The sequence below is a fragment of the Mucilaginibacter ginsenosidivorax genome (assembly GCF_007971525.1).
GTDB lineage: Bacteria > Bacteroidota > Bacteroidia > Sphingobacteriales > Sphingobacteriaceae > Mucilaginibacter > Mucilaginibacter ginsenosidivorax.
Map to the genome: position 1 here is coordinate 1,840,590 of NZ_CP042437.1, position 20,016 is coordinate 1,860,605.

Annotated in this window: 15 protein-coding genes, 2 tRNA genes and 2 rRNA genes; 4 read left to right on the top strand and 15 right to left on the bottom strand. The window is 42.8% G+C overall.

Annotated features, from left to right (window positions below; all coding sequences use genetic code 11):
* Positions 1–100 precede the first annotated feature (100 nt).
* The 9 genes from FSB76_RS07760 to trxA form a co-directional block, all read right to left on the bottom strand.
* A 23S ribosomal RNA gene (locus tag FSB76_RS07760) occupies positions 101–2,980 on the bottom strand.
* A 261-nt stretch (positions 2,981–3,241) separates the two neighbouring features.
* Positions 3,242–3,318: transfer RNA gene (locus tag FSB76_RS07765), tRNA-Ala, on the bottom strand.
* Positions 3,319–3,406: 88 nt separating this feature from the next.
* Positions 3,407–3,481, bottom strand: a tRNA-Ile gene (locus FSB76_RS07770).
* 292 nt (positions 3,482–3,773) lie between these two features.
* Positions 3,774–5,295: ribosomal RNA gene (locus FSB76_RS07775) — 16S ribosomal RNA — on the bottom strand.
* The 16S and 23S rRNA genes sit together here with 2 tRNA genes alongside, the layout of an rRNA operon.
* A gap of 184 nt (positions 5,296–5,479) precedes the next feature.
* Entirely contained in the window at positions 5,480–5,611 is a 132-nt protein-coding gene (locus FSB76_RS32690) for a hypothetical protein (protein ID WP_262713490.1), read from the bottom strand.
* Between the two features lie 393 nt (positions 5,612–6,004).
* Positions 6,005–6,574 (bottom strand): hypothetical protein, encoded by a 570-nt coding sequence (locus tag FSB76_RS07780; RefSeq protein WP_147053038.1) that lies wholly within the window; start codon positions 6,572–6,574, stop codon positions 6,005–6,007.
* A gap of 48 nt (positions 6,575–6,622) precedes the next feature.
* Positions 6,623–7,990, bottom strand: a complete 1,368-nt coding sequence (locus FSB76_RS07785) for an ABC1 kinase family protein (protein WP_147053039.1) — start codon at positions 7,988–7,990, stop codon at positions 6,623–6,625.
* A gap of 25 nt (positions 7,991–8,015) precedes the next feature.
* The gene (locus FSB76_RS07790) at positions 8,016–8,651 is read right to left on the bottom strand and encodes a TetR family transcriptional regulator C-terminal domain-containing protein (RefSeq protein WP_147053040.1); all 636 of its coding nucleotides are present in this window, start codon (positions 8,649–8,651) and stop codon (positions 8,016–8,018) included.
* Between the two features lie 172 nt (positions 8,652–8,823).
* Positions 8,824–9,120, bottom strand: a complete 297-nt coding sequence (gene trxA, locus FSB76_RS07795) for a thioredoxin (protein ID WP_090652262.1) — start codon at positions 9,118–9,120, stop codon at positions 8,824–8,826.
* Positions 9,121–9,265: 145 nt separating this feature from the next.
* On the opposite strand from trxA, the gene FSB76_RS07800 reads away from it, so the two are divergent.
* Positions 9,266–10,162: an alpha/beta hydrolase gene (locus tag FSB76_RS07800; RefSeq protein ID WP_147053041.1), complete on the top strand. Its 897-nt coding sequence runs from the start codon at positions 9,266–9,268 to the stop codon at positions 10,160–10,162.
* Between the two features lie 308 nt (positions 10,163–10,470).
* Here FSB76_RS07800 and FSB76_RS07805 read toward each other — a convergent pair whose 3' ends face one another.
* The 6 genes from FSB76_RS07805 to FSB76_RS07830 all read right to left on the bottom strand — a co-directional run bounded on the left by FSB76_RS07805 (position 10,471) and on the right by FSB76_RS07830 (position 15,019).
* Positions 10,471–11,457 (bottom strand): hypothetical protein, encoded by a 987-nt coding sequence (locus FSB76_RS07805; RefSeq protein ID WP_147053042.1) that lies wholly within the window; start codon positions 11,455–11,457, stop codon positions 10,471–10,473.
* Positions 11,458–11,590: 133 nt separating this feature from the next.
* Positions 11,591–11,998: a hypothetical protein gene (locus FSB76_RS07810; protein WP_158642860.1), complete on the bottom strand. Its 408-nt coding sequence runs from the start codon at positions 11,996–11,998 to the stop codon at positions 11,591–11,593.
* A gap of 97 nt (positions 11,999–12,095) precedes the next feature.
* Positions 12,096–12,980, bottom strand: a complete 885-nt coding sequence (locus tag FSB76_RS07815) for a hypothetical protein (protein ID WP_147053043.1) — start codon at positions 12,978–12,980, stop codon at positions 12,096–12,098.
* 83 nt (positions 12,981–13,063) lie between these two features.
* A complete protein-coding gene (locus tag FSB76_RS07820; protein WP_147053044.1) occupies positions 13,064–13,495 on the bottom strand; it encodes a hypothetical protein in 432 nt (143 codons plus the stop codon).
* Between the two features lie 664 nt (positions 13,496–14,159).
* Positions 14,160–14,840, bottom strand: coding sequence for a helix-turn-helix transcriptional regulator (locus FSB76_RS07825; protein WP_225976445.1), 681 nt, complete (start codon positions 14,838–14,840; stop codon positions 14,160–14,162).
* Positions 14,837–15,019: a hypothetical protein gene (locus FSB76_RS07830; RefSeq protein ID WP_147053045.1), complete on the bottom strand. Its 183-nt coding sequence runs from the start codon at positions 15,017–15,019 to the stop codon at positions 14,837–14,839. Before FSB76_RS07830 ends, FSB76_RS07825 begins: the two co-directional genes overlap by 4 nt.
* A 225-nt stretch (positions 15,020–15,244) precedes the next feature.
* Here FSB76_RS07830 and FSB76_RS07835 point away from each other — a divergent pair, with 225 nt between their 5' ends.
* The 3 genes from FSB76_RS07835 to FSB76_RS07845 are packed head-to-tail and all read left to right on the top strand — an operon-like array spanning position 15,245 to position 19,999.
* Entirely contained in the window at positions 15,245–18,004 is a 2,760-nt protein-coding gene (locus FSB76_RS07835; RefSeq protein WP_147053046.1) for a hypothetical protein, read from the top strand.
* Between the two features lie 17 nt (positions 18,005–18,021).
* The gene (locus FSB76_RS07840) at positions 18,022–18,633 is read left to right on the top strand and encodes a hypothetical protein (protein WP_147053047.1); all 612 of its coding nucleotides are present in this window, start codon (positions 18,022–18,024) and stop codon (positions 18,631–18,633) included.
* A 25-nt stretch (positions 18,634–18,658) separates the two neighbouring features.
* Positions 18,659–19,999 (top strand): hypothetical protein, encoded by a 1,341-nt coding sequence (locus tag FSB76_RS07845; RefSeq protein ID WP_147053048.1) that lies wholly within the window; start codon positions 18,659–18,661, stop codon positions 19,997–19,999.
* Positions 20,000–20,016: the final 17 nt, after the last annotated feature.

The following is a 20,016-nucleotide window of genomic DNA, read 5'->3' on the forward strand; positions in this document are numbered from 1 at the left end:
TATTGAAAGAAGTAAGTAAATCAGAGAAAACAACAATATTGTATTGTTCGGTTATACGTACCACGTCAAACGTTTTACGTATAACCTATTATTACCTGCTATGAGAAAGCTTCGGGCAATTAGTATCACTCGGCTATGATGTCACCACCTTTATACCTATGACCTATCAACGTAGTAGTCTGCTACGACCCTCAATGGAAGTCTCATCTTGTGGCTAGTTTCGCACTTAGATGCTTTCAGCGCTTATCTATTCCCAACGTAGCTACTCTGCAATACAGCTGGCGCCATAACAGATTCACCAGAGGTTAGTCCAACCCGGTCCTCTCGTACTAAGGTCAGCCCCACTCAAACTTCCTGCGCCCACAACAGATAGGGACCGAACTGTCTCGCGACGTTCTGAACCCAGCTCGCGTGCCACTTTAATGAGCGAACAGCTCAACCCTTGGGACCTTCTCCAGCCCCAGGATGTGACGAGCCGACATCGAGGTGCCAAACCTCCCCGTCGATATGAGCTCTTGGGGGAGATCAGCCTGTTATCCCCAGCGTACCTTTTATCCTTTGAGCGATGGCCCTTCCATGCAGAACCACCGGATCACTATATCCGTCTTTCGACCCTGCTCGGCTTGTCTGCCTCACAGTCAAGCAAGCTTATGCTATTGCACTCCACGTACGGTTACCAAGCGTACTGAGCTTACCTTTGAAAGCCTCCGTTACCTTTTTGGAGGCGACCACCCCAGTCAAACTACCCGCCAAACAATGTCCTCCACAGTGCAGAGTTAGACACCAAATACAGAAAGGGTGGTATTTCAACGTTGACTAAATGACTCCTAGCGAAGCCACATCACAGTCTCCCACCTATCCTACACATCCTGTATCCGATATCAATGTTAAGTTGTAGTGAAGGTGCATGGGGTCTTTCCGTCCCGTTGCGGGTAACCGGCGTCTTCACCGATACCACAATTTCACCGAGCTCATGGCTGAGACAGCGCCCAGATCGTTACACCATTCGTGCAGGTCGGAACTTACCCGACAAGGAATTTCGCTACCTTAGGACCGTTATAGTTACGGCCGCCGTTTACCGGGGCTTCGATTCAATGCTTCGCCTTGCGACTAACATCCCCTCTTAACCTTCCGGCACCGGGCAGGTGTCAGGCCATATACGTCATCTTTCGATTTTGCATAGCCATGTGTTTTTGTTAAACAGTCGCCTGGGCCTTTTCACTGCGGCTTCCATTGCTGAAAGCGCCCCTTCTCCCGAAGTTACAGGGCCATTTTGCCGAGTTCCTTAGCCATGATTCACTCGAGCACCTTAGGATTCTCTCCTCGACTACCTGTGTCGGTTTACGGTACGGGTTTTTATAACCTGAAGCTTAGCGGGTTTTCTTGGAAGTCTGATTACCTGAACTATCACCTTGTCCGAAGATTCGGTGTACTATCAGCTTTCAGCAAGTCTTGCGTACTTAACTACAAAACCTATACCTACAGCCTTTAACGAACTATTCCGTCAGTTCGCGTCAGTGTCACTACTCCGTCACCGCATCGCAGTTATAAAAAGTACTGGAATATTAACCAGTTGTCCATCGGCTACGCCCTTCGGCTTCACCTTAGGCCCCGACTAACCCTGATCCGATTAGCGTTGATCAGGAAACCTTAGTCTTTCGGTGGGCGGGTTTCTCTCCCGCCTTATCGTTACTTATGCCTACATTTGCTTTTCTATTCCCTCCACAGTCGGTTGTCCCTCCTGCTTCGCCGGATAATAGAATGCTCCCCTACCAGATGCATTACTGCAAATCCATAGCTTCGGTATACTGCTTGATGCCCGTTTATTATCCATGCCCGATCGCTCGACTAGTGAGCTGTTACGCACTCTTTAAATGAATGGCTGCTTCCAAGCCAACATCCTAGCTGTCTGTGCAATCGGACCTCGTTAGTTCAACTTAGCAGTAATTTGGGGACCTTAGCTGATGGTCTGGGTTCTTTCCCTCTCGGCCCTGGACCTTAGCACCCAGAGCCTCACTCCAGCGTATATTATAAAGCATTCGGAGTTTATCTGGATTTGGTAGGATTTGACTCCCCCGCACCCAATTAGTAGCTCTACCTCTTTATAACTCAACCGCCAGGCTGTTCCTAAAAACATTTCGGGGAGTACGAGCTATTTCCCAGTTTGATTAGCCTTTCACCCCTACCCACAAATCATCCGGAAACTTTTCAACGTTTATCGGTTCGGTCCTCCAGTACCTGTTACGGCACCTTCAACCTGTCCATGGGTAGATCACAAGGTTTCGCGTCTACCTCCCCTGACTATACGCCCTATTCAGACTCGCTTTCGCTTCGGATCCGTGTCTTAAACACTTAACCTTGCCAGGAAAGAGTAACTCGTAGGCTCATTATGCAAAAGGCACGCCGTCACAGAACAAGTCTGCTCCGACCGCTTGTAAGTACACGGTTTCAGGTTCTATTTCACTCCCCTGTTCGGGGTTCTTTTCACCTTTCCCTCACGGTACTGGTTCACTATCGGTCTCTCAGGAGTATTTAGCCTTACCGGATGGTGCCGGCAGATTCCCACAAGGCGTCTCCGACCTCGCGGTACTCAGGATACCACTATCCTATCATCCATTACCCGTACGCAGCTGTCATGCTCTATGGCTGGGTTTCCCACCCCATTCCGGTTTTGTTTGATATTCATGTTGTGGTCCTACAACCCCAATTATGCCGTAACATAATTGGTTTGGGCTTCTTCCCTTTCGCTCGCCACTACTCAGGAAATCATTATTATTTTCTCTTCCTCTGCTTACTTAGATGTTTCAGTTCAGCAGGTTTGCGCATTTATGCAATTAGTCTTCAACTAATTAGGTTTCCCCATTCAGAAATCTGCGGATCAATTCATATTTGCTGATCCCCGCAGCTTATCGCAGCTTATCACGTCTTTCATCGCCTCTGAGAGCCAAGGCATCCCCCGTGTACCCTTTCTTACTTTCTTCTACTATACCGCCTTTTGCCCGGTATGTATGCTTTTTGATATGGTTGCCGTTCATTGGTTCACTCGTTCATTAGTTCATTGGCATTGCTACCTCTTTACCTTTGTCCTCGTAATCCTTTAAAGCCAACAACCGTCTCTATACTGTTGTCTTCTCTTTTTTATTACTTCTTCCAATATGTCAAAGAACTTTACCCCTATTCCATTTAAGTATTAAATGGTTTATTTGCATTATATCCTATTCCTTTCGGAAAACGGAGGGTGTGGTGGAGAATAACGGATTCGAACCGTTGACCCCCTGCGTGCAAGGCAGGTGCTCTAGCCAGCTGAGCTAATCCCCCTTAGATGAATGATTGAATTATTGATTGTCTGAATTATTGAATACTTCTATTCATTAATTCTATAATTATACAATTCAATAATTGCTTGTAGTCCCGAGCAGATTTGAACTGCTGACCCCTACATTATCAGTGTAGTGCTCTAACCAAACTGAGCTACAGGACTGGGTGCGATTTCGGACGTCGGATTTACGATTTGTGATTCTCCTATTCCCGATTTCTTTCAATCTCGTATCACCTTTTGATCATCGCCACACTAATGGCTTTCATCTTTTGGGTTTCCTTTTTTGTTTAATTATTGAATGACTGAATTAGTGAATTAGTGATTTGTTGTTTTGTATTATATATAGTATATAACCTATTCAACTTAATCTAACTATTCAAACTCAATCAACCAATTTTAAGAAATAATCATGTAGGTAACTTGTACAATAACTAATGTATTGATACTGCTCCAGAAAGGAGGTATTCCAGCCACACCTTCCGGTACGGCTACCTTGTTACGACTTAGCCCCAGTTACCGACTTTACCCTAGGACGCTCCTTGCGGTTACGCACTTCAGGCACTTCCAGCTTCCATGGCTTGACGGGCGGTGTGTACAAGGCCCGGGAACGTATTCACCGCGTCATTGCTGATACGCGATTACTAGCGAATCCAACTTCACGGGGTCGAGTTGCAGACCCCGATCCGAACTGTGAATGGCTTTTGGAGATTGGCATCCTGTTGCCAGGTAGCTGCCCTCTGTACCATCCATTGTAGCACGTGTGTAGCCCCGGACGTAAGGGCCATGATGACTTGACGTCGTCCCCTCCTTCCTCTCTATTTGCATAGGCAGTCTGTTTAGAGTCCCCACCTTAACGTGCTGGCAACTAAACATAGGGGTTGCGCTCGTTGCGGGACTTAACCCAACACCTCACGGCACGAGCTGACGACAGCCATGCAGCACCTAGTTTCGTGTCCCGAAGGACTTGAGCGTCTCTGCTCAATTCACTAACTTTCAAGCCCGGGTAAGGTTCCTCGCGTATCATCGAATTAAACCACATGCTCCTCCGCTTGTGCGGGCCCCCGTCAATTCCTTTGAGTTTCACCCTTGCGGGCGTACTCCCCAGGTGGAATACTTAACGCTTTCGCTTAGACGCTGACCGTATATCGCCAACATCGAGTATTCATCGTTTAGGGCGTGGACTACCAGGGTATCTAATCCTGTTTGATCCCCACGCTTTCGTGCCTCAGTGTCAATCAAACCATAGTAAGCTGCCTTCGCAATTGGTGTTCTGTGACATATCTATGCATTTCACCGCTACTTGTCACATTCCGCCTACCTCTAGTTCATTCAAGCTCATCAGTATCAAAGGCACTGCGATAGTTAAGCTACCGTCTTTCACCCCTGACTTAATAAGCCACCTACGCACCCTTTAAACCCAATAAATCCGGATAACGCTTGGATCCTCCGTATTACCGCGGCTGCTGGCACGGAGTTAGCCGATCCTTATTCTTACAGTACATTCAGCTCGATACACGTATCGAGGTTTATTCCCGTACAAAAGCAGTTTACAACCCGTAGGGCCGTCTTCCTGCACGCGGCATGGCTGGTTCAGGCTTCCGCCCATTGACCAATATTCCTTACTGCTGCCTCCCGTAGGAGTCTGGTCCGTGTCTCAGTACCAGTGTGGGGGGTCATCCTCTCAGATCCCCTAAACATCGTAGCCTTGGTAAGCCGTTACCTTACCAACTAGCTAATGTTCCGCATGCCCATCTTGTTCCTATAAATATTTGATTAAATTGCGATGCCACAACTTAATGTTATGCGGTCTTAATCTCTCTTTCGAGAGGCTATCCCCCTGAACAAGGTAGGTTACATACGTGTTACGCACCCGTGCGCCACTCTCAAGGAAAGCAAGCTCTCCTATCCCGTCCGACTTGCATGTATTAGGCCTGCCGCTAGCGTTCATCCTGAGCCAGGATCAAACTCTCCATTGTAAAATGTCTCGTTTGTTCACTGACCCTATTATTAATAATAGAATCTGTATAATCATTATATCTTTATACAGTATCTAAATTTTGTTATCATAACTCCTCTTACTTACTTGCGTTTGTTTGAGTTGTTACACTACATGATTTTCTATTTCTTAAAAGAACTTTTCCGCTTCATCATCCGAATCCGCTATATAATCTTTACAAGTTGCCTTGTGTGATTTGTCATTTCTATTACCAGAATCGCTCCGGCTTTTTTAACTTCTTTTGCTTCGTAAAGCAACCCTCCGTTTGGGTCTGCAAAGGTAGTAACCTTTTTCATTTTTCCAAAACTTATTTTTTCTTTTTTTTCTTGCGAAATTTCTAAGTTTTGAACCCGTTTCCTCCTGACTTTCGTCCCTCGTAGCGGGCTGCAAAGGTAGCAACCTTTTTCTATTTCCGAAATTTTATTTGAAGTATTTTTGTTTTCCTCTTTCCTTTATCTTCTTCTCTATCCTACCCGCCGAAAAACAGCCTCTATAACCTTTCTAAGAACAATTCCGCTTCCTTATTTGCGGGCTGCAAAGGTAGCCATTTTTAACACTCCTGCAAACCATTCTTAATATTTATTTAACAATAAACTTTAACTCCCTATCGATCAGAGAACAAAAATAAGGTACTGTAAGATTTAAGGCAATATTATTAAGCTGTTGAAGCAATAGTCCCTTCAACACGGCTAATGCATACATCCCACATAAATCCGGGCTTTAAGCACAAAAGCTTTCTCGCTTGGTTGAATTGCTTCTAAAATACTATCGGCACTTGTCTTAGTTTCGTAAATGCCGGCAACCAATGCAATCATTTTAGATTCGGATCCCGGGTGATATTCATCCAGATACTCCAGGCTTAAATATTGAGAGGGATATCTGCGCGGATAATATTCACCTGCATACATCTCATCGTCATCGCCGTCAGGTAATTGAATCAAACCTTTGGTTTTATCATAATAACGGCCCAGGGTATCAATATCGAGGTTTGATGATTGATGCAGATTAAACATTTTATTCCTGAGTTCCTCATAACTTTTGCCAGTATCGACAACAAGAACATAATAGCTGGCATAGGCGTTAAGTTGTTCGTCCGTTTCGGATGTATCAGCTTCGGCCGCTTTGATGGCAGTAACCATTTTATAACCGGCCGGCAAAACACGAACGGGCTTAGCCGCTGTATTTGTTTTTACCGGTACTGATTTAGGTTTACAAGAAACAGCAATAAATAATGCTATTAACCAACAATAAGGTTTCATATATGAAGTATAGTGATTCAAATATAACCTAAACACCTAAAAAATCGACTAATATTCCAAAACCACGTGTGGTTTAAATGTATCTGTCTTTACTTCGGCTTTCAATTCGTGCAATATATTGTATAGGCCAAAGTTGGTGCGGTTTACATATATAAAGTGTTTAACACCCCGCGCCTGTTTAAACTCAGGCATTTTTGAAAGGCGCTCGCCAAAGGCAAAAAGCTTGTCGAAGAACTCTGATTGGCTAAAATCGAAGTGATCATCAATATAAGGCATGGCAAACAGGCTTATCATTTCTTTAAACTGGCCGTAAAAAAACTCCACCTGCGCCAGGGTATCATCCTTACGGGTCATATCCAGCAAACGGAAGGCTTTAATAGTTTCTTCCTTATTATCCAACAGATTGGTTGAAGTAAGCGAGAAGAAAGGATAGTAAAAATCCTCGGGCATCTCTTTAATACATCCAAAATCGATACACCCCAATTTACCTTCGGGGGTTATCAGGAAGTTGCCTGGATGCGGATCGGCATGTACGGCACGCATCTCGTGCTGCTGAAAATTGTAAAAATCCCAAAGGGCCTGCCCTATCTGGTTCCGCAATTCCTGCGATGGGTTGGTGGCCAAAAACTCTTTAAGATGTTTCCCTTCCAGCCAATCCATAGTGATAATCCGCTTGCTGCTCAACTCCGGGTAATAAGCAGGGAATACCACATTATCCAAATTGGCACAAGCGGTAGAAAATTCAATAGAGCGACGTACTTCCAGTTCGTAGTCGGTTTCTTCCAGCAGGCGCTCTTCAACCTCGCTCATGTACACATTCAATTCCTTTTCGCTCATGCCCAGCATTCTGAAGGCAAATGGCTTGATCAGTTTCAGATCGGACGAGATAGATTCGCCCACACCGGGGTACTGAATTTTTACGGCCAGTTTCTTCCCGTTCAGTTCGGCCTGGTGCACCTGCCCTATTGATGCGGCATTGTTTGACCGGATGTTGAATTTATCGTAGATTTGATCGGGATTTTTACCAAAATATTTCCTGAACGTTTGCACAATCAGCGGGCCCGAAAGCGGCGGCGCGTTGTATTGCGATTGTGTAAACTTATCTACATAAGCCTGTGGCAGCAGGTTTTTATCCATGCTGAGCATCTGCGCTACTTTAAGGGCACTGCCTTTAAGCTCGCTTAGTGATTGGTAAATATCAGCTGCATTATCCTCGTTCAACTCAGATTTATCCATATCCGGGTTAAATAGCTTTTTTGAGTAATGCTTAATATAATTGCCGCCTATTTTAAACCCTGTTTTTACAAATTTGGCGCTACGTTCTACTTTGGTTGTTGGTATGCTATTTTGTTCGGGCGAAGCTCCCTGTGAATATTCTCCACCGGCTGATGGAAAATCTGTTTCGCTATCTGTCATAATAATTTTAAAAATCCATACTCCTTTACATCCCGCCGTTTTTCACCAGGAATTTTCCGTACTCAAATAAATTGTCGATGGGCGAGCGTTGGAAAAGATCGAACGTTACATTAACGCCTTTTTCAATAGCTTCATCCGTTTTCTCAAATCCGGTAGAGTTATCATTCACCCAAAAATTGAGTACAAATACAAATTGTACCCAAAGCGCGTCTTTATAACGTTTGCTAAAAAATTTACGGTCGGTAAGTTCTGTAGTTTCTATGCCTTCCTTCAAAATATCTTCGGCAAAGCTTTCGAAAGCCATTTTCATTGGTTCAAAAACGCGTGGTGTAGTAAAACCTCTTGGCTGTTTTTTGATGGAATAGATAGCAAAGCTACGGCTGCCCTTAAGCAACTCAAAAAAAACATAAAAGTAAGATAAAGCCCTTTCGCGGGCAGAATATTGTGCCCAAACTTCCTGGCTTTTTATTTCGGCAATGGTTTTAGTTGTAAAACCTGCCCAAATAGCTTGTTCCACGGCTTCAAACGAGCCATAAAACTGGTAAAACTCAGCCTCGGTCATTTCATTTTGTTTGGCGAATATATATACCGACTTAGACTCCGAGCCTTCGGTTAGCACATAATCTATATAGGCGTTCTGGATACTTTCGATAGTTGCCATATTTGATTTGGTTGGAAGCCCCTCTAAATCTCCCCTGAAGGGGAGACTTTGATTTGCATATTATTAAACGGTTATTTAGCCAACCGAAGGGCTTTGGGTTTAATTAGTTAACGGTTTTATTTGCCCTAAACGTATAAAAGTCTCCCCTTCAGGGGGAGATTTAGAGGGGCTTTTATATAAACATCTCCACCGTACGCTGTAGCTCTCTTGCCTGTACAACACCGGCCTGCCGCCATTTGGTTTGCCCTTTTTGAAATATCATGAGCGTTGGTACACTTTGTACACGGTATGCGCTTGCCGCCTGCGGGTTTTTATCGATATCAATCTTGATGATTTTTACTTTATCGCCAAGGGCATGTTTTACATCCTTTAGTATAGGCGGCATCATTTTACAGGGGCCGCACCACTCGGCCGAAAAATCGACCAATACCGGAATTTCTGAAGCTATTATATCCTGGAAATTTGCCATAATTTTTGCTATTTAGTTCATTGCTGACAGCTAATAGTTATTAGCTATTATTATCAATAATAACCATTATTTTAGATAAAAGTTTATTGAACAGACGCTTAATTGGAAATATGACTTTCCGACTATGAACCCTTAATTATTAATCATGAACAAGAGCACAACAACCGGCATTTACCTAACGCTGGCACTTTTAATTACTTGGTTTGCAGCGTTTGCGCAAGAAAACCCCGCTGTTATACCACTTTGGCCAAATGGCGCACCTGGGTTCGAAAACAGGCGAAATGAGCCCGAGCTGGCAAAGGATTACTGGGTAAAAAACATCCACAATCCCTCGCTTACGGTTTTCACTCCCCCGGCAGGTAAAGCCAACGGCGCGGCTGTGGTGATATGCCCAGGTGGCGGTCACCGGTTGTTAGTTTATACCGCCGAGGGTATTGAACCGGCCAGGTATCTTAATGAGTTAGGTGTTACTGTATTTGTGCTGAAGTACCGTTTAGGCCGTGATACCTTATCGCCTTATAAAATTGACGTGCACGCCAGGCAGGATGGCTATCGGGCAATGCGCCTTGTACGCAGTAAGGCGGCCGAATATGGCCTGGATACCAACAGGATAGGCCTGATGGGCTTCTCGGCAGGCGGCGAGGTTGTTGACATGGTTGCTTTGGGCGATGGCAAAGGCGATGCTAAGGCCGCCGATCCTGTCGACAGGCAGAGTGCTGCTCCTAAGTTTATCATACAGATTTATCCCGGCCCTTTATACATTCCGGATGTGGTACCGGCCAATGCGCCACCGGCCTTTTTATTAGCTGCCAATGACGACCCATGTTGCGCGGTACCGGTAGTAAGTTTGATGCAAAAGTATCGCGAGGCTAAGGTCCCCATCGAAGTGCATTTGTATGCCCAGGGAGCCCACGGTTTTAACATGGGCAAACGTTCGAAATTACAAAGTATCAGCACCTGGCCACAACGTTTGGCCGATTGGCTGGCCGACAATGGTTACCTAAACCCGGCAAGTAAAGAGCGGAAGAAAATTTTACATTAATTGCCGTAAAAACTTCTTAAAACAGCATTTTTATGCCAAAACCACGTAAAAAACTGTGATTTTTGAGTAATTAATTGCTACTAATCGACCAAAAAAGACATACTGATTTCAACAAAAATGATACTTTTTGCAACTTTAAGAAGTATCCTTTTAACTGCTGATAATTATTGAACATAACCAACCGTTTCATCACCAAAATTAATAACAAAAAGCCCGGCTATCGTCTTTTGATAACCGGGCTTTTTTATTATCCCAGGCACTGAAATGCAAACTGGAATTCAAAAGCTGCCTGTTCTGGAGGCTGGGGACTATTGTATTTTATAACAACTTTCGGTAAAGGCGGTGCTTCTGGAAGCTGCGTATACCACGTTGTTTAACATTTGGTAACCCGTGGTAACACTTCGCATCTGGCGTACCAAAACAACACCTGTAGTATTGTCAATTACATAAACCCCGTTGGTATTACTGTTTGAGTATGTTTGGCGCTGTGCACTTTCAAAGGCGATAGTAGTGGTTTTGTCGGTTTTTGACTCTATCCAAAAGGTATTTTTAACGGTAGCGCCGGCACTGGTGGTAGTATCTACCCAGGTGTACCCTTTTTTCATGGTTTGAAAGGCTGCGTAATCTACCGTCAACCCTAAAGAGCTGCCTTTAACCAGTTGATCGTTTTGTAAACCTGTAAATGCAAATAGCGTATCATTAACGGCCTGGCTACCGCCACCTTTAATATCAAAAATAGTATCGCGGGTGCCCAGGCTAACATTGGTTGTTTGCCCAACCATAGCGGTAAGCCGTTTTTGAATATACGAACTGGTATCTGATGGCTGATCGGAATTATAGGCCATCGATTTGCCCATAGCAAACAAGGTGTCGGTAATACGTTTGGTAGTAACTGCAACCGCGAAACCCGATTTTGTAGCATCGGTTACGTTGTAGTTTTTTGTTACCGATGAGTTGCTGCTGATACTAAACTTTTGATCGTACCGCTGCAAAACGGTGTTTGAATTTACAACGGTAGTTTTTTGATATCCATCGCCTTTTTTGAACGCAAGCTGGCGATGCCCATCGGCAGTTGTAGCCGGCAGTATTAAAGGTGTAATCACCGTAGTATTCAACAGGGCACTTGCCGGCAATTCGGTTGCTTTTTTCATATCAAGCTTGCGGGGTGCCGTTTGCGCAAAGCATATTTCGGCTATCACTACAAGGGATAGTGTTAAAATTGCTTTTAGTTTTTTTATATGTGTTGTCATTTTATCTTTTTGATGATTGAGGCCGTAGTTTATAATTTTGTTCATGGCTTGTTCATGGTTAATAGGTCATGGTTCATAGTTTTTGTTCGTAGCTTATTCAAATCATAGTTCATGGTTCATAGCGGGAAAAATTGTCCCAAACCTGCTCTGCAGAATTTAAAAGGCCATGAACCATGATCTATGAACCATGAACAAATAACCACGAACCATTTACCATTAATGCAACGGTTTTAAACCGGGTATTGGCGGCGGTGTTGGTATCGGCGGCGGCGGTACTATCGGCGGCGGCGGTATAATTGGCGGCACCGGCGGTATTGGCGGCGGCGGCGTTATCGGCGGCGGCGGCGTTATTGGCGGCGGCGGTGTTATCGGCGGCGGCGGCGTTATCGGCGGTGGCGGTGTTATTGGCGGCGGCGGCGTTATCGGCGGCGGTTGCGTTATTGGCGGCGGCGGCGTTATTGGCGGCACTGGTGGTATGGGCGGTACAGGCGGTATCGGCGGCACCGGCGGTATGGGTGGTACCGGTGGTATGGGCGGTACTGGTGGTATAGGTGGTACAGGCGGTATCGGCGGTGGTACGTTCCAATCCGAGCGGTTGCTTTGCGCTTTGGCATGTTTTACACCTGCCACTAATGTTGCCACGGCAAACATTGATGTGATAATTATCTTTTTCATAATGTAAATTATTTAGTCATTAATCGGGTAAGTGAAAGTGGTAATCCAATCGAAAAAACCATGTTGGCCCTGTCTGACGAGTATTTGGTTAAGTTGGCCACACCAATGCCCAGGCTAATGGGCGATTTAAATGGCCTTATACCTACCGATAGCCCCAGGTTCATACCCGTCCATTCGGTGTTTAAGGTTAGGTGGCGTATAACTTCAAATGATACGCTGCCAAATACGGCAGTACCGTGTTTACCTTTGCCGGCAGCTATATCTTTGGGGCTTTTTTCGTAAAACCGGCCGCTGCCCAAGCCAATGGTATAGCTAAGCCGCGAACTACCGGGCGTTAGCGATGGCAGGGTTTGTACCGCGTGGCTTATCGCCATAAAAAAGGTTGATCCGGGTGCGTCCGATTGGTTGTTGTTGGCAAACATTTGAAGCGCACCTGCAGCGATACTTGTACCTGTAAACAATTTGCGGCTCAAGATAAAATTCCCGGAAAAATCCCTGAACTTGTGCACATCGGTCATATTCAAACTGGCGGCAAAGTTTACGGCTTCAATGGGGTCGCCTACGCAGGCGCCCACCGAGGCAATTAAATCGGCTTTATTGTTCTTATACACTTCGGGGTAAGCGCCGCCCAGGCCTCCGAATATATACATCCCGTAGCCTCCAAAACCGGTGGGCGTTAAAAGGGCCGACGGTGCATCGCTGGGATAAAGTTCGCGCTGGCCCACCTGCGGTATTTCCTGCGTGACATCTACATTGGGTTTCACCGCTAAAAACGAATCAATTTGTTGCTTTAATTCTCTTTCGAATGAGTTTTGGCTAAATGCTGATTGAGCTAACAGGCAAAGCGCTATTACCGCACAATACAGGAATGGCAGCCGTAATTTACAAATCATGGTGATGGAAATTAGGTTAAGTAATAAGTAGGTTGATAATTGTAGCGCCTGATAATTGGCAACAGGCTGGTTTATCGCTTTAGCTAAGTTGTAATTTTTTTATGACAAAACAATATGCTTTGCCAAATAAATTTAGCAGGCTTAAACTGCGGCAATATAGCCATATATCCTCCTGTTTCGGTTGCGTTACCAACGGCTGATGGCAGCTGGTAACGATACGCCCACGCCGGTTGTGATACCGTTACATGGCCATACCTGGCCGGTAAATACAGGCTTAACGCCCCGTCTCCGTTTGTTGGGGATGCATGCAAACAAAGCAGCCCGGTAAACTGAGGCAAATTTGTAAAGGCCGGGGTGCAAATGTGCCTTGTCATTTGTTTTGCGTTCGCCTTTTCTGTTTTTAAGGGCTTAGGTTTATCCCTTGATATTATTATTGCGCTTTCCGGCGATTTTTCCTGCGCAAGCGCTGTTATGCAAAACAGCATAATTACAATTGTAGCTATCAGGTATTCCATTTTTTAAGGTTAACTGGGTTTTTAAAAAGGGGTGTAGGGAGCGATTGGGTAAGCAGTTCACCGGCGCGGTTAAGGGCTAAATAAATATATTTTCATCATAGTGGTTTTGGTTGTTTGTTGATACAATTTTACGGCGTGACGATAGGGTACACAATACAAAGTAGTTTGTATTTTTGGCGGAGATTGGGGAATGATGTAAATGGTATGGCGGCGAAGACTCACCTTGCCGAGCCCGATTTTATCGGGGCGGCATCCCTCTTTTCTGCTGCGCAGGAAACAGGGGCTTGAAGAGTTTATTAGTTTTCCTGCGAGAAATTGGGATGAAAACGGAAACTTAACAGATGAGCATGGTGGGGGCCCAACCTAAGGGATGAAACAAATGATTTTGGCGTTAGATGTATATTATAAAGCAGCAGGGGCCAAAGCAGTTGGCGTTTTGTTTAATTGGGAAGATGCTTTTCCTGAAGAGGTAAGCTGCCGGCCCTGAAAGGAACTAATACGTCAACACAGGGCGCTGCCCTGTGTTGTGATGGATGCAATAGCCCTAAACAGGATGACATCTGCCCGGTAAAGCGCCGAATATATAGTTTAAACGGTATCCGGCTGAAATTGCCCCCTTTGGCGGGAAGCCCATGTGATGCGACTTTACAAAAATCTCAGGCAGCTATATTAAATCAAAGGCTCTTGCGTACTCACATAATTCATAATAGGCGCTTGTACCTAATTTTCTCCTGATATTTTTACGATGTGTTTCTACCGTTCCCTCGGCTATAAACAGTTTTTCTGCTGTTTCGGCCGAGCTTTCCCCTAATGCCAGCAACTTTAAAACAACACACTCCTGTTTGGTAAGTTGCGAAAACCGGTTCAGGTTTTTGCGCAAAAATTCGTTTTCTTTTAAAATCCGGTCAACTTTTTTGGTAATGTGTTGCATCGGATCCACCTTATAGGCCATATTAATGATTAGCAGCGGAAGGCCTTCATCATCACGCAATAAAATCTTCACGATGCTCATATGCCAGACCCAGTCATCGCTGCCGTTTATTTTTACCTGCTGAAAAAAAGTAACATTCTCATCGGTATTGTTATCTATCATCGCATGCAATTTGGGGGCATAATCCTCTGCATCTTCCAGGTTGAAATACTTTTGGGTATATTCCAGTAACGTGTAGCTTCTAAACGCTTCCAGGCTAATACCCAACTGGGCCAGGCCGTTTGGCGACATATATTCCAACGAAAAGCCAGGCATACGGTGAATAATAATAACACCAGGTAATAAATTGGCAACAGCGTTTATCTGTTCAATCCTGTCGCGAATTTTATTTTCTAAATCGGTAACGGTACTCATATTTGTGGGAAAGGGGAATACAATGTGGAAAGGTGATTGAGTCCCCGTGCCGACATCCAGGCTACCGACCAATCGCGCAGATCAGGAATTACAACTACACCAGGCAGTTTATCGGTAATTAAAGCTACTTCGGCAATATTCCGGGCTATTATTCCGGCAATGTCGTTTTTTATCATCATAATTAGGGCATAGCTAATGTAAATAAATTACGGCACAATTACACTCAGTTCTTCTCTAAAAAATCCCCGCTTCCGGGGATTTTTTTAGCTGTTTATTTTGCATTATTTAGCAGCAAAAACCTTATTGATAATTAAAGTAGTATTTATAATGATTGCCGCTTTGCCAATCAGAATCTTTGTTACCAACCTGAACACCGTCTCAAAATTTCAATATAAAATAACACAATGAATGGTATTAAAAAGACTGTTGGATTTTTGATAAGCTGTTTATCATCTCCCCTATCGGTCGACATGTTGATTAAACGCTTTTGTTGGATTACCTTTTTGTTCCCTTGCATAGCATTTGCTCAAAAGCCGCAGGATTTAATGCCTCCGTCGTTAGCGGTTTACCTAAAGAATGATATACGTATTGAACCGCATGTTGGCCCAATACCCAATTCCTATGATCTGGCGTTAAAAGCCAATGAAAAACTAATGGAAGCGCAAAGGCAATACACTTTTGCCAATACCAAAACAAAGGCATTAAGCAGTACTTTGAGTTATGGGAATAATTTAATTTCGAAGTATATCCCTGCCTTAAAAGACGTTAACCCAATAGAAGCATTATTTGAGTTTACAGCGAACGAGTGGACTGAGCATGCAAATAACCAGGATAAACAGCAGTTTCAAACTACAATAGAAAAAACATTCTCCGAGTATACTTCAGCTTATTTGCAAAGCAAGCCCGATGCTACTGCAACCGACGTAAGCCAACATTTCAGCAAATTTGTAAAATCCGATCTCGTAAGCTCTGAAAACTATCCAATAGTCGGAAAAAAGATCGATGCTTTTTTGTTGGATTACATAGCTGTAAACGAAAAACGGTTTGATGATCTTCAAACGATAGTGAAAGGCAAGCTATCGGGCCACCAAAACGGAAGTATTTCTTTTGATGAAAAACTCAGTAAAATTAAAGGAGATTTAAAAACAGAGAACAAGCTGGCTTTTGCAAAACTGGAGAAAAATCACTGGCAGAAATTAGTGGAATACCAAAAATCATTTGACAATTTGCAAAGCAACGTTATTAACAATTATAAAAACGTTTATAAGGATATCAACGAGATGAAAGCTGAGGTTGTCAAAAATACAAACGAGATAACTCAGAATAAAAATGATATTAAACGGCTTTCAGTAAAGCTGGCGTCTGTTGTAAATGATGTTGAGGAAAGCAAAAAGGCTACAATCGACTTAAATGTTAAGACTGAAAAAAACAGAAGGTTGATTGACGAAAACGTTTATAAAACCAATGTAATTGCGGGAGTACTGTACAATAACGTTGATGTAAAGGGTAAGTTACAGTTATTAGAAACTGGAGCAGTGAAGGTTGCAGACCTTGAAAAAGAAAAACACCGCCTGAAACGGATTGACAAAATTGAATCTGCGGAACGATATTTTGCGATAGGAAACCAAACGGTGGAATTAGCTAATAATATAGGTTTAAGTGACGCTGATGCAGACCATATGGGCAAAATTATCAAGGCGCTTTCTGCAACTGCAAAAATTGCAAAGGCATATGAAACCGGCGATGTTTTGGCAGGAATAGAGGGTATAAACATGGGCTTCGAGGTTTTTGGAAAAAAGAAAGCACAACCCAATCCTGAGTTTAAGGCACTTATGGAGCAATTTGCTGCCGTAAATATAAAATTGAATGTTATTGATAAAAAAATAGATACATTGTCTATTAAGCTTTCCAGGATGATGGATATGCAAATTGCCCTTCATGAAGAAACCACCGATCAATTAACACAGATACAGAGGCAGTTAGATAAAATAGAAAAAAAAGCCGATTACCAAATCCACCTGTTAACGGCTAATAATATAAATGGGATAAATCAAGACTTTCCGATCGAAATAAAAAGAAAAACCGACACCTGCAGATCGTTAAGTGGGCTACGTAATAATTGGCTAGGAATTGACAGGCTATTTACCGTTTTAAATGCCATTTATAATAATACAATTGATACAAATATTGCCAGCAAACCTTTTTTACATTATAACACAACCGATAAGGGCTCGCATATACAGCTTGACTTATATAACCCTCAACTGGAAATTTTAAAAACACTCAGGAATAGCAATAGCGACAATGCAAGCCTGTTTTATTCTTCACTTACGCTATTGGCGGCAAAATGCGGAAGTTCAAATGATATTTATAATGAATTTATGTCATCGAAATTCGCGAAAAAAGAAAGACCTGCTCTGACAAAAATTGATTTGGACGATTTGTTACAGCCAAAAGAAATTACACGGCTTACAGAACTGCTTTTGGCATTGGAGCCCTATTTATATTTTGGCGAGGCCGGGAGCAATTTTAAAACATTGCCCTACCAGGAGTTTTCGAAAATAATTAATGCAAAAAATGAAAGTGCGCAACTGCGGTTCAAAAACATGCTTTTCTTTTGTAATACAGCGCTGATTCAGCAAAATATATTAAATGGTGGCCCCAACATGGAGTTGTTTTATCAGTATTTGGTAAGAGGGATGCCTGTTGATGAAGATACTCAAAAGAATATTGTAAAAGTTTTAAACGAAAAAAACAATTATTACTTCCAGTCCAATTTATCAACTTATATTCTTCACAACGCATTTGGTGGTAACCAAACACTTTTTAATTTATTTAATAATGTTTATAGTAATAGTGCCAACAACGAAAGCCTCAGAAAACTAAACGACTTTTTACATATTCCCAATGGATTACTTTTTGTTGGTGATCAAAAAAGGCTTTTTTTAAAACTGTCAATTCCTGGCAAATCGGAAATCAATCTTCCGGTTCAAACTCCGCTTACAATTTTTAACAACGATATGGTTTACCCTTCGGATGTGTATGATTTGCTTGATACAAAAGTTAAATTAACCAATAGGCTTATCGAATATGATTTTATTAAGAAAACAAAAAATGTAAAAGGCTTAAGCGACGCCATCTATTCAAATATTTATAAAAACTAATACCAAAATCACTCCAAATGAAAATTCTTAAAAACCCTCTACTTTATTTAGGAATATTGCTCATAGTAACAATTGTTGCCTTTACTAATAAAGAAACACAGGCCACGCAACCGTGGGGCGTTGGCGACGTTGTATATTCAATACTGGACAGCGACCTCTTTGCTAAAACGCATACAGGTAAATGGGTGCTTCTTGATGGCAAGCCATTAGATAAAAATACCCAATTATATAAGCTGTTGGATACACATAATGTGATTAATGTTCTCCAGGTTGTTGATGGATATACTATTTTGCCAGATGCAAGGGGTGTTTTTATTCGTGGTATAAACAACAAACGACCTTCGTTAACAGGAGATCCGGACGGTGAGCGAATTGTGGGCAGATATCAGAATGATATTGTTGGGCCGCATAGTCACGGATGGACAGGGGAGGCTGGTTATATGGGCGGTTATGGCTACCCTGATAACGCTGAACGACGCTGGACAGAAGAGGGTTTAAAAAAAGATCCTAAGTTTGAAAAAGACAGGTACGTGGCTTCAGCGCAGAAAGACTATAGTATATCTGGTGTTGGCGGCGAAACCCGCCCTAAAAACATAGCTTTATATACTTATATTAAAGTAAGCGAATAATCAAATTAGGCCACGCCTATTCAATATGATGAAAAGATATTTGTTAACAATTACAGTTTTATTATTATTTATTTCTGCCAATGCGCAAAAGTACCGAACCGGCTTCAGCATAAACGATAGTTTGTGTAATGTGATCAATGCTGTCCAGGCGTCTGCCGTAGGTAACTATTACGTACATAGCCCGGCTGTTAGCTACGTAGCTAACGTAACTGTTCCCCCACAAAGCTTTACCTATACTTTTAACGACCAAAAGTTTCACAAGGTATTTGAATTAGAGAATGTCCTTACCTATGCTTATGAAAGTATAGACCTGGCCAATACCATTGATATTACCTTTGTACATGATGCACACAGTTCCATAGGGATTGCCATGATAAAATTAACCCAGCCAACCATATTAACACAGGTAAGAGAGCAGGCATCCTTGATGGTTAAAACTACTTCTGTACCATTTTTTTACCCATTAAATGATATAAGAAAAAGAGACGCCTTGTTTGGGGCATTGATGGCTTTGGTTCAACGGGCGAACTGGTTTGCAAAAACTGGTACAACAGATTATGATGAAACCCTGGAACCAAACTGGAAAAAAGCAAAAGCCGAAGATACCATGCAGGGGTACGCAACCTTTTTGAGCAATAACCCAAATTCTCTTTTTAGGGGATATGCCGCCGAGCGAATACACGATCTTGATAAGACAATTAAAATTTTGGACCTTGATTTGGGGGAATTTAACATAAACATGACGAGAACCCAGTTTGAAGAGATTATTTTGAAAAAAATAAGAAGCTATCAAACTGATGATAAGTTATTGAAATCTTTCATTCAAAATTTCTCGTTTAAATATAAAGATGGTGCCTATGGCTTCAGACAGACCCAACGCGAAACCTGGTTATATCGAAATAATGATGCTACATCCTTTGGCAACGAAATTTTAGATGTAGTTCGATATACCAGAAAAGGGGATAAATATATGCAATTGATTATGGACTTTGATGACCAGATTACCAGGGTGCCAAACTCAGATCTGATAAATTATATCCACATCCCCGTTCGTATTAAACTATTCAGAGTCAAATTTGATGCCAACGATAAGGTAAAATCGCTTGATTTTAGTTGCATTCTGGACCCTTATCAAAACTATTTCCAAACGGTAAAGCTTTTTGAAGCAGGATTTGGTGATCCTACTAATATAATAAACAAACATCCTACAAGTTACCCTTTTATGAGTGATTGGTATCATGCTGACTTTAAAGGCATTAGTAAATATTCCTTAAGTATCGATATGCAAGATATCACAGATGCCCAAACGGGTAATCTAACAGGCCCGATGGTGTTGATTATGACTATAACGGCAGATCGCCCTTAGGCAGGCTAATTTAAAAA

Bases quoted from the DNA above. Each gene is read 5' to 3' on its own strand.
- FSB76_RS07785 (WP_147053039.1), bottom strand. From the start codon at position 7,990: ATGACAGATAGCGAAACAGATTTTCCATCAGCCGGTGGAGAATATTCA.
- FSB76_RS07780 (WP_147053038.1), bottom strand. From the start codon at position 6,574: ATGAAACCTTATTGTTGGTTAATAGCATTATTTATTGCTGTTTCTTGT.
- FSB76_RS07825 (WP_225976445.1), bottom strand. From the start codon at position 14,840: ATGAGTACCGTTACCGATTTAGAAAATAAAATTCGCGACAGGATTGAA.
- FSB76_RS32690 (WP_262713490.1), bottom strand. From the start codon at position 5,611: ATGAAAAAGGTTACTACCTTTGCAGACCCAAACGGAGGGTTGCTTTAC.
- FSB76_RS07830 (WP_147053045.1), bottom strand. From the start codon at position 15,019: ATGATGATAAAAAACGACATTGCCGGAATAATAGCCCGGAATATTGCC.
- trxA (WP_090652262.1), bottom strand. From the start codon at position 9,120: ATGGCAAATTTCCAGGATATAATAGCTTCAGAAATTCCGGTATTGGTC.
- FSB76_RS07815 (WP_147053043.1), bottom strand. From the start codon at position 12,980: ATGATTTGTAAATTACGGCTGCCATTCCTGTATTGTGCGGTAATAGCG.
- FSB76_RS07840 (WP_147053047.1), top strand. From the start codon at position 18,022: ATGAAAATTCTTAAAAACCCTCTACTTTATTTAGGAATATTGCTCATA.
- FSB76_RS07845 (WP_147053048.1), top strand. From the start codon at position 18,659: ATGATGAAAAGATATTTGTTAACAATTACAGTTTTATTATTATTTATT.
- FSB76_RS07835 (WP_147053046.1), top strand. From the start codon at position 15,245: ATGAATGGTATTAAAAAGACTGTTGGATTTTTGATAAGCTGTTTATCA.
- FSB76_RS07805 (WP_147053042.1), bottom strand. From the start codon at position 11,457: ATGAACAAAATTATAAACTACGGCCTCAATCATCAAAAAGATAAAATG.
- FSB76_RS07790 (WP_147053040.1), bottom strand. From the start codon at position 8,651: ATGGCAACTATCGAAAGTATCCAGAACGCCTATATAGATTATGTGCTA.
- FSB76_RS07820 (WP_147053044.1), bottom strand. From the start codon at position 13,495: ATGGAATACCTGATAGCTACAATTGTAATTATGCTGTTTTGCATAACA.
- FSB76_RS07800 (WP_147053041.1), top strand. From the start codon at position 9,266: ATGAACAAGAGCACAACAACCGGCATTTACCTAACGCTGGCACTTTTA.